This is a genomic window from Cobetia sp. UCD-24C (genome assembly GCF_001306765.1).
GTDB lineage: Bacteria > Pseudomonadota > Gammaproteobacteria > Pseudomonadales > Halomonadaceae > Cobetia > Cobetia amphilecti.
The window spans coordinates 283,828-296,681 of record NZ_LJTD01000006.1 but is presented as its reverse complement, the minus strand read 5'-3'; the positions used below and the strand labels follow the sequence as shown (position 1 = coordinate 296,681).

Below are 12,854 nucleotides of genomic sequence, written 5' to 3'. Positions count from 1 at the left end.
CACCAGTCGCTACAGGGTGGGCAGACGGCGGGCACGCACCACGGCAATCAGCACGGGCGCGCCCATCAGGGTCGTCAGCACCCCCAGCGGCAGCTCCGAGGGCGGCACGACCAGCCGCGACACCACATCGGCGCTCAGCAGCATGGTCACGCCCAGCGGCAGGCACAGCCACAGCGTGCGCCGCACATCAGCGCCGCACAGCGCTCGCGCCACATAGGGCACGGCGAGGCCGACTAAGGCCACCGGCCCTGCCAGTGCCGTCGCGGCACCGACCAGCAGCGCCACCACCAGGATCGCGACCTTGCGCACGCGCTTGGGATGGTGGCCCAGGCCACTGGCGACCTGCTCACCCAGCACCATCGCGGAGAGCGGCCGCGCCAGCCACAGCGTCAGCAGCACCGCGAGCAGGATACTGGGCAGGCTGCTGTAAAGCGCCTCCAGCGAGCGTCCGGCCAGACTGCCGATCACCCAGAAGCGGATCTCGTCGGCCGCGCGCTGGTCGATCAGCAAGGCCAGAGACGTCAGCGCCACCAGCAGGCTCGACAGCGCCGCGCCGGCCAGCACCAGGCGCACCGGGTCCTGACGTGCGCCGCTCATCCGCACGGTGCTCATCACGAACAGACAGCCCAGCAGCGCACCACTCTGCGCCACCATCACGTGCATGCCGGTCGCTTCCATCCCCAGCAACAAGGCCACGGCCACGGCAAAGGAGGCCCCGGCACTCACGCCCAGCAAGCCCGGCTCCGCCAGTGGGTTGCGTGCCACCACCTGCATCAGGGCGCCGCCACAGGCGAGCATCATGCCGACCACCATGCCGATCAGGGTACGCGGCGCGCGCAGCTCGAGCACCACGAAGCGCGCCTGATCACTGCCCTGTCCGGCCAGCACCTGCAGCGCCTGCCAGGGGCCGACATCGCCAGCCCCCCACAGCAGGCTGGCCAGACAGGTCAGCAGGGCGCTCAGGCAGGCCAGCGGCATCACCTGACGCAACGCAAGACGCCCGGAGACCTTGTGGGTCATCCGGGCGGCATGTGCGCGTGGCCTGCGGACCTGTGGAGAGGTCTCTTCAGCCTGCATACCACCTCCCGCGTCGCGGTTGCGGGAGGTCCCCTGCCTGAGCAGGGGTCAAACGTGGTGCACCGACATGACTGCGACTAGCCATCATCGCGCGCCCGGTCGATATCCTTCAGCAGTGCTTCCGCGGCCAACGGGCCACTGGCGCTGGTCCACAGCTGGCCATTCACGCCGACCAGGCTGTCGCGGTCCGCTGTCTCGAGGCGCTGGAAGGCCGGTTCTGCCGCCAGGGCGTCGACCGCGGCATCAGAGGAGTCGTCCATGGTGGCGAGGAAGATGGTCTGCGCATCGATGCGCGCCATGTTCTCGTCGCTGAGCGGATCGGAATGCGGGCGACCCGGCTTGACCAGATCACCGCCGACCAGCTCATAGCCGCTGGCCGCCATCAGGCCGGTCGCGAACAGCTGGTCGGACATCGCCATCAGACCACCCGGCATGCGACGCACCAGGCTGGCGGTTTCCGGGGTGGTCATCTCGGCCTTCAGACGCGCGGCGTGCGCGTCGATGGCGGCCAGACGTGTCTCGAGTTCCGCTTCGGCCGTCTCGCCCAGCGCCTCGGCATAGACACGACTCTGCTCCTTCCAGCCCTGCTGGCTCAGCGCCGAAGCGCTCGGCACGACGGTCGGCGCCAGACGCGACATCAGCTGGTACTGGGTCTTGTCGAGGCCCGGCGGCGCCAGAATCAGGTCCGGCTTGAGCGCGACGATCGCCTCGAGATTGAACTCACGCGGCGTGCCGATGATCTTGATGTCCGGCACCTGCGACTGGATATAGCTCGCCACGCCATCACCGCCACGCGTGGTCACGGTGCCCAGCGGCGTCACCTGACTGGCGACGGCCACATCCAGCGCGCCTTCGTACAGGGTGACGACACGCTGCGGCGTGCCCTCGATGTCCAGCTCACCGTAGGCCGTCTCGACACTGCGTGCCTCGGCAGACAGGGAAGCCCCCATCAGCGCTACCGCCAAGGTCGCCATCAGGCCCTGTTTGAACCATGCAGGCCGGGTCATGCCACGAGCAGTAAAAGCAGTCGACGAGACGGTCATGCAGTACTCCGAAATGAAGGAAATGATCTCGCACTCAAGCGAAGGCAGGCGTGATCCTGCGCAGGACGATACCGCAAGGCGGCCCCTGTGCGCATGACTATCACACCTGAACAACGAATAATAATCAATCGCAACAATACCGACTCATCCTGTGACTCACCACACCAGTTCATGCAACGCGACATTGCAACATCCTGCGTGGCAGCAGGTCACGCCTCTCCCCCGAGCAGCGCCTGAAGACCTTGAAGGTTGGCGACGCCTGCCGCAGGCTGTGCGCAAGAATGTCTCTGGCGGAGTCCCCGCAGGGGTTGGGATAGCCCCAAGTGCCCCGATAACTGAGGGATGGACTCTCGCTCGGCGTGCGCACAGGACGCGCGTGACGCCCCTTCAACATCTACCTGACAGATCCTCGCGTTATTGATGGGACGCTTGCGAGCCTCTGATGCACCTGCGGAGCCTGCTCTCACTCTCTACCCCGACGCCTCACACACTCACCGACATGGAGAAGCCATCTGTGGCGATTCCGACACCCCCGCACTCCCCTCCCGCCCTTGCTGCCTCGCGCCAACCGGACTCATGGCGACCTGCCTGGCTGATGTCCGCCCTGATGATGCTGTTGATGGTGTTGAGCCTCGGGTTCAGCAGCCTGTCCCATGCCGCCGAGGACGGCAGCGTCGATGGCGCGACATCCTCCTACGAGAGCCTGGCCACGCTGCTGGAAGACCCCAGTCAGCGCGAGGCCCTGATCGAAGGCCTGCGACAGCTGGACAGCAAGGCGAGTGAACAAGCCGTCGAGGTGGCGGGGGAAGACGTCACCCTGAGCGAGGACTCGCCGTCACTGTCGCGCCAGCTGGCGGCCATCAGCCAGGACCTGGTCGCGGATCTCTCCGCCACGCTGGACCGCATGCTGGGCACCCTCGATGGCCTGGCCAACGAGGACGCCGACGAGATCGACTGGAGTCGCTTCACCAGCGAGGCCGTAAGCCTCGGGCTGGTCGTCGTCTCGACCATTGCGCTGTTCCTCGTGCTGCGCAGACTCGCCAAGCCGCTGTTCTCGCGCGTCAGCCAGTGGTCACTGGATGGCCAGCACCGCAGCCCGCTGCTGCGCACCCTGCTGGCAGTGCTGGTCGCGGCGGTGGTGGACATCGCGGTCATCGGTCTCGCCTTCCTCGGCGGCTATCTGCTCGCCATCTTCGCCTATGGCGAACAGGGCGTGATCGGTCAGCGCGAGTCGATGTTCCTGAACGCCTATCTGGTGATCGAGCTGTTCAAGGCCTTGATGCGCATGCTGTTCTCCTCCGGTTACAAGGGGCTGCGTCTGCTGCCGATGCCGGATGAGGTGGCGCGTTACTGGAACCGCTCCCTGGCCATGCTGGCCGGCTTCATCGGCTACGGCATCCTGGTCGTGGTGCCGATGATCAACAACAACCTGGCGCCGGCCGTCGGCAGCTTCGTCAATCTGCTGATCATGGCCATCACCCTCGTCTGGGCCATCGTGGTGATCTCGCGCAATCGCATCATTCTGCGTGACCGCCTGCTCACTCAAGCCCGCGAGGCGAACAACGCGATCATCGCCGTGTGTCTGCGCATTCTGGCGCGCACCTGGCATCTGATCGCGCTGGCCTACTTCGCCACCCTATTCATCATCTCGCAGACGACGCCTGAAGAGGCGCTGCCGTTCATGATGGGGGCGACGCTCAAGACGCTGCTCGCCATCGGCGGCGGTGCTCTGCTGTCGCGCGTGGTGACGCAGCTGATCGGCAAGCGCATCCAGATCTCCGACAAGCTGCGTGGTCAGCTGCCGCTGCTGGAGAAGCGCCTCAACTCCTACATTCCCACCGCGCTGCGCATCATGCGCGCCATCATCCTGATCGTGGTGGTCGGCATGGTGCTGAATGCCTGGCACATCGTGGCGCTCGGCGAGTGGCTGGCAACCGATGCCGGTGCCCTGCTGCTGTCGCGCATCTTCCATGTGCTGTTCATTCTCGCCTTCGCCATCGCGGTCTGGGTCGGTATCGCCAGCCTGATCGAGCACAAGCTCAATCCGGACACCGGCAAGGGCAAGCCGTCCTCGCGGGTGGAGACCCTGCTGGCACTGTTCCGCAATGCCATCGCCATCGCGATGATCGTCTTCACCGCGATGATCGTGCTGTCCGAGATCGGCATCGACATCGCGCCGCTGCTGGCCGGTGCCGGGGTACTGGGTCTGGCGATCGGTTTCGGCGCCCAGAAGATGGTGCAGGACATCATCACCGGGGTGTTCATCCAGCTGGAGAACGCCATCAACACCGGCGATGTGGTCTCTGCCGGTGGCGTGACCGGTACCGCGGAACGCCTGACCATCCGCTCGGTGGGCATCCGCGACCTGTCCGGCACCTTCCATATCGTGCCGTTCTCGTCGGTGGATACCGTCTCCAACTACATGCGTGACTTCGCCTACCATGTCGGCGAATACGGCATCTCCTATCGCGAGAATGTCGACCACGCCATCGTGCACCTGCGTGCGGCCTTCGATGAGCTCGAGGCAGGCAGCTATGGTCCGGAGATTCTCGAGCCGGTCACCATCGCCGGCGTCTCGGCCCTGGCCGACAGCTCGGTCAACATCCGCGTGATGATCAAGACCAGCCCGGGCAACCAGTGGGCCATCGGCCGCGAGTACAACAAGCTCGTGAAGCAGCACTTCGACGCCGCTGGCATCGAGATCCCGTTCCCGCACATGACCATGTACTTCGGTCAGGACAAGGACGGTGGCGCGCCGCCGGCCAACGTGCGCACCATGCAGGCGCCGTTCGTGATCGATGGCTCGGCCGCCGGTCAGCCGAAGACTCCCGAGCAGCGCGAGGCAGCCGCCAAGGTCGCCAAACGTCGCGAGGAGAATCCGCTGACGCGTCATGCCACCGAAGACGGGGAAGTCGTGGATGCCGAGGAACAGCGCATCCGTCAGACCACCCAACCGGATGCCGACGGCGACTGATCAAGCGCCTGCACTATCCCGACACGGCTGCCTGCGCAGGCAGCCGTCCTGAAACGAAAACGCCCCCGAGCCACTGGCTCGGGGGCGTTTTCATGTGCGGGCTTAAAACGCTGCCTCACACCTCATGCAAGGGGCTGGCTCAGGAGCCGGTGCCCCACATGCTGGACAGCGAGCTCAGCAGCGTCGAGCTGACGCCTTCGCCGCCCATGTAGCTGAGCAGCACCGGCGCGAACTGGGAGACCATGCTGCTGTCCATGCCCAGCGCGGAGAAGGCGCTGTCCAGAGACGCGCTGTCATCGACATTGCCAACGGTGCTGGCCAATGCCGTGGCATTGTCGTTGCCGCTCAGGCTCGCCAGGCTGGAGAGCGTGGACAGCGAGCTGCTGCTGGTCAGGCTGGACAGCTGCGGCACGTCAGTGGACAGCTCGGAGGTCGCGCTGGTGCCAAGCTGGGACTGGGCCAGCGCCAGCATGGCAGCAGAGCCACCCAGCGCCTGAGTGGAGGACACACCCAGCTGGGAAGTCAGGCTGGACATCAGGTCAGCTGCCGGCAGGGACTGGCCTGTCTGGCTGCTCAGCATGCTGCTGGCGAGGCTCATCATGGAGCTGGACGAGCTGGACGAGCTGGAGGAGCTGGCGGCGTTGCTGGAAGAGCTGTTACCGGTAGCGGCACAACCGGCCAGTGACACGGCCAGTACAGAGGCGCCCATCAGGGCCAGGGACTTATGCAACATGCAGACTCCATCATCGCTTGGGGAAACGGACCGGACTCGGCCCGAAGATGCACCACATGCATGGGCACATCCGACACGCAGAATCATCGCACGGAGGAATCGCTTCCAGCCAGCGCCACACGATCACGCTCTGGCCGTGCAGGCCCGGACGCATCGTTGCCGGATCAGCAACGAGAAGTCCGGCACCGGGCATGCCCACGCCAGCATGCACCCGCCGACACCTCACGGCGGCGTGCTGACAGGGCGATAGCCTGGGCGAGAATGCCCTCAGCGCCCGTCATACGGGCAAAAAGAAGGGCATCCCGTCACACAGCGTGTGAACGTGGATACCCCGGAGAGAAACCTGCACCACCGGCCGACAGCGCGACCGGTGCAATTGGGCAATACCTTTCATCAAACAAGGAAACATCGTGCAAGCCGCCGAGTGCCTTGTCCGCCAGCCTTCATGACGCCTGTCGTGCCTTAGTTGGCACTCAGCGGCTGGCGCTCGACGGTTGACTGACACTCGGCGGCCACCCCTCAGGCGTTGTCCTTGCTCGGCTGCGGCAGGGCCGGCAGTGAGCGGTCCAGCAGCTCGACGCTCTGACGGTAGTAGAGCTGACTCTTGTTGTGCTCGCCCAGGTTGGCGAACAGACGCGCGAGTTCAGCACACACCGTACCGCTCGGACGCTGGCGCTGGCTAGCCTCGAAGTACTCCTGAGCCTTGCCCCAGCTGGCGTTGCGCAGTGCCAGACGGCCCAGCGACAGCAGCAGGTCCGGATCATTCGGACGCTCCTGCAGCCACTTCTCGGCATACACCAGCTGACGCGGTGCATCCACGTCCAGCAGGCCGTAACGCAGCACCAGACGCGAATCCCAGCACTCCTTGAGGGAGTGACGCAGCAGACGCTCGGCCAGACCTTCCTGACCACCGGCGATCAGCGCCTCGGCGTAGAGCGCGACCAGATTCACGTCGGTGCGCAGGTGGTCCGGCATGTCGGCCCACAGGTTGCGCACGCGCTCGATATCTTCCGGATTGCGCGCGGCCTGCTGGATCAGCGCCACATAGGCCCGCTGTTCCAGCTCCTTCTTCTCCTCGGGGGAGATGAGGTCCTGCTTGTCGAGACGCGGCATCAGACGACGCAGACCATCCCAGTCATTGACCGCCAGATAGGCCTGCTTGAGCAGCTTGAGCACCTGCGGGTGCTCGCCCAGCTGCTTGTCGAGACGCGTCAGGGTCGCCAGCGCCTGTTCATGCTGCTGGCGGTCCAGCATCAGCTGCGCCTGCACCAGACCCACGGCGCTCTCGGAGCCCTGGGTGGACTCGTGCGCCCGCTTGAGCAGCGTGTCCGCCTGCTCGAAACGTCCCTGATAGTGCGCGGCCAGGGCGGCGGACAGGTAGTTGACCAGCGGCGTGCTGGAATCTTCCGCCGAGTGGGTCAGCGACTTCTCGGCCCGCTTCCAGCGGCCTTCGGCCAGCGCCACCAGACCCCGTACGGTCTTGCGCGTGGCATTGCGATGACGGGTACGGCTGTTCCACACCTTGAGGCGGGAGAACGGATGCGCGAAGCGCGACAGCAAGCGCAGACCGAAGTGCAACACCACGAAGCCCGCGAACAGCAGGATCAAGCCGAACCAGAAGGAGGTCTGGACCGAGGTATCGCCGACGCGAATCAGCCAGTAGCCCGGGAAGGCCTGCATCAGTTGCCCGAACAGGGCACCGATGGCCAGCCCGATGATGATCAGCAGTATCAGGACTCTCATGCGTTGCCACCCCCTTGCTGGGCGCGACGCTCGATCAGCTCACGCAGCTTGCTCAGAGAGGCGGAGATGTCAGGCAGCTCCGGACGAATGGTCTTGCTCTTGAGCTCTTCCAGCTTGGCGACGGCATTCTGCACGCCATCGGTCTTGGTGTCGTAGTAGCCATTGACCAGCGTGATGGCCTTGTCGATGGCGGCCTGGTAGAGCTTCGGCTCTTCCTTGAGCAGCGCCAGTTGCGCCTGTTCCAGCACCAGACGCACGTTCTGACGCAGGTAGGATTCCTGCTCCGGCGTGATCAGGGCTTCCAGTGCCTCGTCATGACGACGCACGGTGACCAGGTCCTTCAGCTCGTTGCCGAAGCGGGCCAGCTGCTGCTGCCAACCGCCTGTCGGCACTGCGTCGTTCTCGACCTTGGCGGCGATCTCGGCCACGTCCTGCTTGAGTGGCAGACGCGCCAGCTGTTCCTGCTCGGCGAGCAGCGCCAGATAGATACCGCTGCGATCGACGCGCGGCACGCTGTCCAGACTGGCCAGCTCGGACTGGATGGCCTTGCGCACCGGCAGCAGCGCCGGGTTGTTGGCCGCCGCGATGCGCGCATCCGCGTTCTCGAGCAGCGCATCGGCACCGTTCACGTCACGCTCCAGCTGCAGACGCTGGTTGGCGAGGCGCAGCAAGTACTCGGCTTCCGCATAGTGCCAGTCACGCGCGTCGGTCTGCTGGGACTTGCTGAGCTCCTCGAGCACCTTGTTGAGGGCCTGCTCGGTGTCCTGGCTTTCGCTGGACAGTCGCTTGTCGAGCTCGCTGACACGGGATTCGTTCTTCTCGAGCGTGCTCGACAGGCCATCGACCTTGCTGGAGACCTGGCCGACCTGCTGGGTCACGCTCTCGCTGACCTGCTTGTCGAGGCCCTGCGCATCCGGCAGCGCATTCAGACGCTGCCAGCCGAACCACGCCAGCACCGCGACCACGATGGCCAGCACGATGACGAGAATCAGCGCGATACTGCCGGCCTTGCTCTTCTTGCCCTGCGGCTCGCCGGGCGGCGGCGTGCCGGGTGCCGTCGTGCCACCCAGGCCTGCACCACCCGCGCTGGCCGTCTTGCCAGCCGGCGTGGAGGGCTTGCCGGGAGTCACCTTGCTGGAAGAGGCCTTGCCAGCACTCGGCTTGGCGGCAGACGCCTCCTTGGCGGGTTCGCTACGCTCCGGAAGCGGCGATTTTGCGCCGGAAGGCGTCGATGCGTTGTCGTCTGAAGTCTGGCTCACGGGCGTGGACTCACTGGCAGTGGAGGATGAGGTTGAAGAGGAGGAGCTGCCCTGCCCCTTGCCACGCCCACGACGATTGCGCCCACCTCGCGAGCGGCGCTCGCGCGGGGCATCAGCCGTGTCGGATGACGAGGAAGAGGACGAACGGGAGGCCTCGGCGCCAGGGCGGCCAGAGGCAGTGTCATCGGCGGAAACGCCGGAAGCGGAAGAAGCATCTGATGCGCGAGCGGCAGCATCCTTGTCGCCCGACTTGCCGGGCGTCATGCCGGCAGAGCCGTTATCTTCCTGATCGTGTTCTCGGTTGCTCATCTACGCTTGCCCTTTTCCGGATTCTTGGGAATCGATGGCCTCACGCGGACCAGGCGCAGTGGCGCCGGTCACTGCATGGCGAGTCTTGCTGATGGGGGCGCAGGCGCGAAGTACTGCCTGCGTCAGGGCCCCGGGTGAAGCGTCCTTGGCGACCGTCACGCGCTCGAAACCATGAGCGTGTGCCAGTGTAGCCAAACGGTGGCTCGACACGATTAGCGGTTGGTGCAAGGCCTGCGGCGTCACCGATGCCATCACCGTCTCGAGCAGTTCATTGCTGGTCACCACCATTGCATCATACGCGCCCGCCGCCAGACGGCCAGCCTGTTGCGGCGACAAAGCCAACGGAAGGCGTCGATAAAGTGCCAGACGCGTGACCAGAGCACCCCGTGCCACCAGCGTCTCTTCCAGCAGCGGACGCCCGCCTTCACCGGCCACCAGCAACCAGCGCTGACCCGCAAGCGCCCTGAGCGACGGCAGCGACAGCAAGGCTTCGCTGGTGGTGCCGACTGGCGCATCGCGCTCGGCATGCTCACCGCGCGTGGCGCGCGGCGGAACACGCACCGGCACCCCCAGCCGCGAATGCAGCACTTCGGCCGTGGCCGCGCCGACGGCATAGAAGCTGACGCCTTCAGGCAGCTGTGGCCACCACTCCTCCAGCCAATCGGCCAGATAGCCGGCGGCCTGGGGCGAGATCACGATCACGCCGCGATACAGATCGACATCGATGATCGCCTGGCGTGCGACGGGTTCCAGCGGCAATGCCTCGAGCGCCATCAGCTTGAGGCACTCCACCTCGCAGCCGGCCTCGCTCAGCATCGCATCGAGAACCGCTCCGCGCGAGCCCGGCCGCGTCGTCAACACCTCAAGACGCGACGCCTTTGCCATCGCTGACACCTCAGCCACGAGCGTCGCCGTAGACCGCCGCCAGAATCTCGCCGGCACCCTGGGAGAGCAGGTCTTCGGCAACGGCGACGCCCAGCGCCTCCGGAGCGTCGGACGGGCCACGCGCTTCGGCGCGCAGGATGACCGTCCCGTCGGGGTTGCCGACCAGCGCACGCAGCCACAGCTGGCTGCCGCCTTCGCCGAGCGCGCCCTGGCCACAGGCTGGCAGGCAGGTCTCGGCGTCCATCTCGGCGGTGATGCGCGCATCCAGCTCGAGGCGCTGCAGACCGGAGGTGGCCAGGATGATGGCGTCGAACTCGCCGGCATCCAGCTTTCCGAGACGCGTCTGGACATTGCCGCGCAGGCTCAGCACTTCCAGGTCCGGGCGTGCCGCCTTGGCCTGCAGACCACGGCGCAGGCTGGAGGTGCCCAGGCGCGCGCCCTGCGGCAGGGCATCGAAGTTGGCACAGGTGTTGGACACGAAGGCGTCGGTCGGGGCGTGACGCTCGAGAATCACCGCCAGTCCCAGCGACTCCGGGAAGTGCATCGGCACGTCCTTCATGGAGTGCACGGCGATATCGGCGCGACCATCGAGCATCGCCTCTTCCAGCTCCTTCACGAACAGCCCCTTGCCGCCGATCTTGGCCAGCGGGGTATCGAGAATCTTGTCACCACGCGTCGACATCGGCACCAGCTCGACGCTCAAGCCAGGATGCAGGGCCTCGAGTCGCGCCTTGACGTGTTCGGCCTGCCACAGGGCGAGCAGGCTCTTGCGGGTCGCGATACGCAGAATCTCACGGCGGGGCACGGCATTCTCCTTGCTGGCGCGCAACGCACGCCATCTGATTCGAAGTTGTTGAGCAAACCTGACTGACGAACAGTGCTGCCCTCTGATGACACTTATCATAAAGCCAGTCACCTCAGGGGGAAAATCCGTGGCACGCTTTCCTGCGATCCGCCGGACTGGCCGCGGCCCCTCGCCCACGCGCAGGAGTCTGGTACACTCCAAGGTCAACGATACCGGCTGCGCGACCGTGCACCGGACGCCGAACTCTGGACACGTCACCACAATTCGAGATCCCGATGAGCGAATCTACCAATCAGTCCTGGGGCGGCCGCTTCAGCGAGCCGACCGATGCCTTCGTGGCACGTTTCACCGCCTCCGTCGATTTTGATCAGCGCATGGCGCAGCACGACATCCAGGGCTCCATCGCCCACGCCACCATGCTGGCCGGTGTCGGCGTGCTGAGCGAAGAAGAACGCGACGTCATCATCGCGGGACTGAAGGAAATCAGTGAAGAGATCGCGCGGGGCGAGTTCGAGTGGTCCGTGGCACTGGAAGACGTGCACATGAACATCGAGGCACGCCTGACCGCCAAGATCGGCATCACCGGCAAGAAGCTGCACACCGGCCGTTCACGCAACGACCAGGTCGCCACCGACATCCGCCTCTATCTGCGTGACGAGATCGACGCCATCGACGCCGAACTGACGCGTCTGCGCGAAGGCATGCTGGGCCTGGCCGAGCAGGAAGCCGACACCATCATGCCGGGCTTCACTCACCTGCAGAGCGCTCAGCCGGTCACCTTCGGCCACCACCTGCTGGCCTGGCAGGAAATGGTCGCCCGCGACCAGGACCGCCTGCGTGACTGCCGCGTGCGCATGAACGTGCTGCCGCTGGGCGCCGCGGCGCTGGCCGGCACCACCTTCCCCATCGACCGTCACGTCACCAGCGAGCTGCTCGGCTTCGACCGTCCGACCGAGAACAGCCTCGATTCGGTCAGTGACCGTGACTTCGCCATCGAATTCACCAGCTTCGCCAGCCTGCTGATGATGCACCTGTCACGCATGAGCGAAGAGCTGGTGCTGTGGACCAGCGCCCAGTTCGACTTCATCGACCTGCCGGACCGCTTCTGCACCGGCTCCTCCATCATGCCGCAGAAGAAGAACCCGGACGTACCGGAGCTGGTGCGCGGCAAGACCGGTCGTGTCTATGGCCACCTGATGAGCCTGCTGACCCTGATGAAGTCCCAGCCGCTGGCGTACAACAAGGACAATCAGGAAGACAAGGAGCCGCTGTTCGATACCATCGATACCGTGCGCGGCAGCCTGCGTGCCTTCGCCGACATGATTCCGGCGATCCGCGCCAAGTCCGACAACATGTACGCCTCGGCCAGCAAGGGCTTCGCCACCGCGACCGACTTGGCGGACTACCTGGTGCGCAAGGGCGTCGCCTTCCGTGATGCCCACGAGATCGTCGGCAAGTCCGTCGCCTTCGGCATCGAGCAGCAGCGCGACCTGTCCGAGATGACCCTGGCAGAGCTCCAGCAGTTCTCCGACACCATCGAACAGGACGTCTTCGACGTGCTGACGCTGGAAGGCTCCGTCGCGGCGCGCAATCACATCGGTGGCACCGCGCCGAACCAGGTCCGCGCTGCCGTGCAGCGTGCGCGTGACGCCCTGGCCTCGCGCGCCTGATCATCCTCTTTCGGGCCTGGTCGCCACCCATGGCAACCGGGCCCGCATCGCTCTATCGCTTGCTGCCAGGAGGCCGCCCGATGCGTCATCTGATGAGCCCGTCCGCCCGTCATACCCTTCGCACCCTCGCGGCGCTGCTGCTGGGTGCTGGCCTGCTGGCCGGCTGCGGCCAGAAAGGCCCGCTCTATCTGCCGGCGGACGCCGATGCCGGTGGTCAGCGTGCCGAAGCTCCCGCGCCGGCAGCTGACGCCTCCGAGACAGAGAGCACCGCCGCTGCCGAGACTTCCGGCAGCGACGCCTGAGCCCCCTTATTCATCTCCGGCGGGTGATGCCCGCCGGCGCGACATCTTGCAGGC

General features: G+C 65.8%; 9 protein-coding genes and 1 pseudogene. 3 read left to right on the top strand and 7 right to left on the bottom strand.

Going from position 1 to position 12,854, the window contains the following annotated elements; translation table 11 throughout:
• Positions 1-9: 9 nt before the first annotated feature.
• The gene (locus tag AOG28_RS11060) at positions 10-978 is read right to left on the bottom strand and encodes a FecCD family ABC transporter permease (protein WP_054556485.1); all 969 of its coding nucleotides are present in this window, start codon (positions 976-978) and stop codon (positions 10-12) included.
• A 176-nt stretch (positions 979-1,154) separates the two neighbouring features.
• Positions 1,155-2,120 (bottom strand): ABC transporter substrate-binding protein, encoded by a 966-nt coding sequence (locus AOG28_RS11055; protein WP_234368067.1) that lies wholly within the window; start codon positions 2,118-2,120, stop codon positions 1,155-1,157.
• Between the two features lie 595 nt (positions 2,121-2,715).
• Between AOG28_RS11055 and AOG28_RS11050 the strand changes: the two genes are divergently transcribed.
• Positions 2,716-5,094 carry a mechanosensitive ion channel domain-containing protein gene (locus AOG28_RS11050; RefSeq protein WP_160317874.1) on the top strand — a complete coding sequence of 793 codons (2,379 nt, stop codon included), beginning with the start codon at positions 2,716-2,718 and terminating at the stop codon, positions 5,092-5,094.
• A gap of 139 nt (positions 5,095-5,233) precedes the next feature.
• On the opposite strand, the gene AOG28_RS11045 is transcribed toward AOG28_RS11050, so the two are convergent.
• The 5 genes from AOG28_RS11045 to hemC form a co-directional block, all read right to left on the bottom strand.
• The gene (locus tag AOG28_RS11045) at positions 5,234-5,827 is read right to left on the bottom strand and encodes a DUF2780 domain-containing protein (protein ID WP_054556437.1); all 594 of its coding nucleotides are present in this window, start codon (positions 5,825-5,827) and stop codon (positions 5,234-5,236) included.
• Between the two features lie 519 nt (positions 5,828-6,346).
• Positions 6,347-7,570 carry a heme biosynthesis HemY N-terminal domain-containing protein gene (locus tag AOG28_RS11040; RefSeq protein ID WP_043333341.1) on the bottom strand — a complete coding sequence of 408 codons (1,224 nt, stop codon included), beginning with the start codon at positions 7,568-7,570 and terminating at the stop codon, positions 6,347-6,349.
• Positions 7,567-9,138: a uroporphyrinogen-III C-methyltransferase gene (locus AOG28_RS17800; RefSeq protein WP_235507015.1), complete on the bottom strand. Its 1,572-nt coding sequence runs from the start codon at positions 9,136-9,138 to the stop codon at positions 7,567-7,569. The genes AOG28_RS11040 and AOG28_RS17800 overlap by 4 nt, the downstream gene beginning before the upstream one ends.
• Entirely contained in the window at positions 9,139-10,023 is an 885-nt protein-coding gene (locus AOG28_RS11030; protein ID WP_082388708.1) for a uroporphyrinogen-III synthase, read from the bottom strand. It abuts the gene before it with no gap.
• A 10-nt stretch (positions 10,024-10,033) separates the two neighbouring features.
• Positions 10,034-10,828 carry a hydroxymethylbilane synthase gene (gene hemC / locus AOG28_RS11025; protein ID WP_054556436.1) on the bottom strand — a complete coding sequence of 265 codons (795 nt, stop codon included), beginning with the start codon at positions 10,826-10,828 and terminating at the stop codon, positions 10,034-10,036.
• A gap of 275 nt (positions 10,829-11,103) precedes the next feature.
• On the opposite strand from hemC, the gene argH reads away from it, so the two are divergent.
• Both argH and lptM read left to right on the top strand, forming a co-directional pair.
• The gene (gene argH, locus AOG28_RS11020) at positions 11,104-12,498 is read left to right on the top strand and encodes an argininosuccinate lyase (protein ID WP_043333338.1); all 1,395 of its coding nucleotides are present in this window, start codon (positions 11,104-11,106) and stop codon (positions 12,496-12,498) included.
• Positions 12,499-12,590: 92 nt separating this feature from the next.
• Positions 12,591-12,725: pseudogene (gene lptM, locus AOG28_RS18925) on the top strand (LPS translocon maturation chaperone LptM); the annotation flags it as partial.
• Positions 12,726-12,854 lie beyond the last annotated feature (129 nt).

What these genes read in the sequence shown, in the direction of transcription:
- AOG28_RS11045 (WP_054556437.1), bottom strand. Translation starts at nt 5,827, where the DNA reads ATGTTGCATAAGTCCCTGGCCCTGATGGGCGCCTCTGTACTGGCCGTG.
- AOG28_RS11060 (WP_054556485.1), bottom strand. Translation starts at nt 978, where the DNA reads ATGCCGCTGGCCTGCCTGAGCGCCCTGCTGACCTGTCTGGCCAGCCTG.
- AOG28_RS11050 (WP_160317874.1), top strand. Translation starts at nt 2,716, where the DNA reads ATGTCCGCCCTGATGATGCTGTTGATGGTGTTGAGCCTCGGGTTCAGC.
- AOG28_RS11040 (WP_043333341.1), bottom strand. Translation starts at nt 7,570, where the DNA reads ATGAGAGTCCTGATACTGCTGATCATCATCGGGCTGGCCATCGGTGCC.
- AOG28_RS11055 (WP_234368067.1), bottom strand. Translation starts at nt 2,120, where the DNA reads ATGACCGTCTCGTCGACTGCTTTTACTGCTCGTGGCATGACCCGGCCT.
- AOG28_RS11030 (WP_082388708.1), bottom strand. Translation starts at nt 10,023, where the DNA reads ATGGCAAAGGCGTCGCGTCTTGAGGTGTTGACGACGCGGCCGGGCTCG.
- argH (WP_043333338.1), top strand. Translation starts at nt 11,104, where the DNA reads ATGAGCGAATCTACCAATCAGTCCTGGGGCGGCCGCTTCAGCGAGCCG.
- AOG28_RS17800 (WP_235507015.1), bottom strand. Translation starts at nt 9,138, where the DNA reads ATGAGCAACCGAGAACACGATCAGGAAGATAACGGCTCTGCCGGCATG.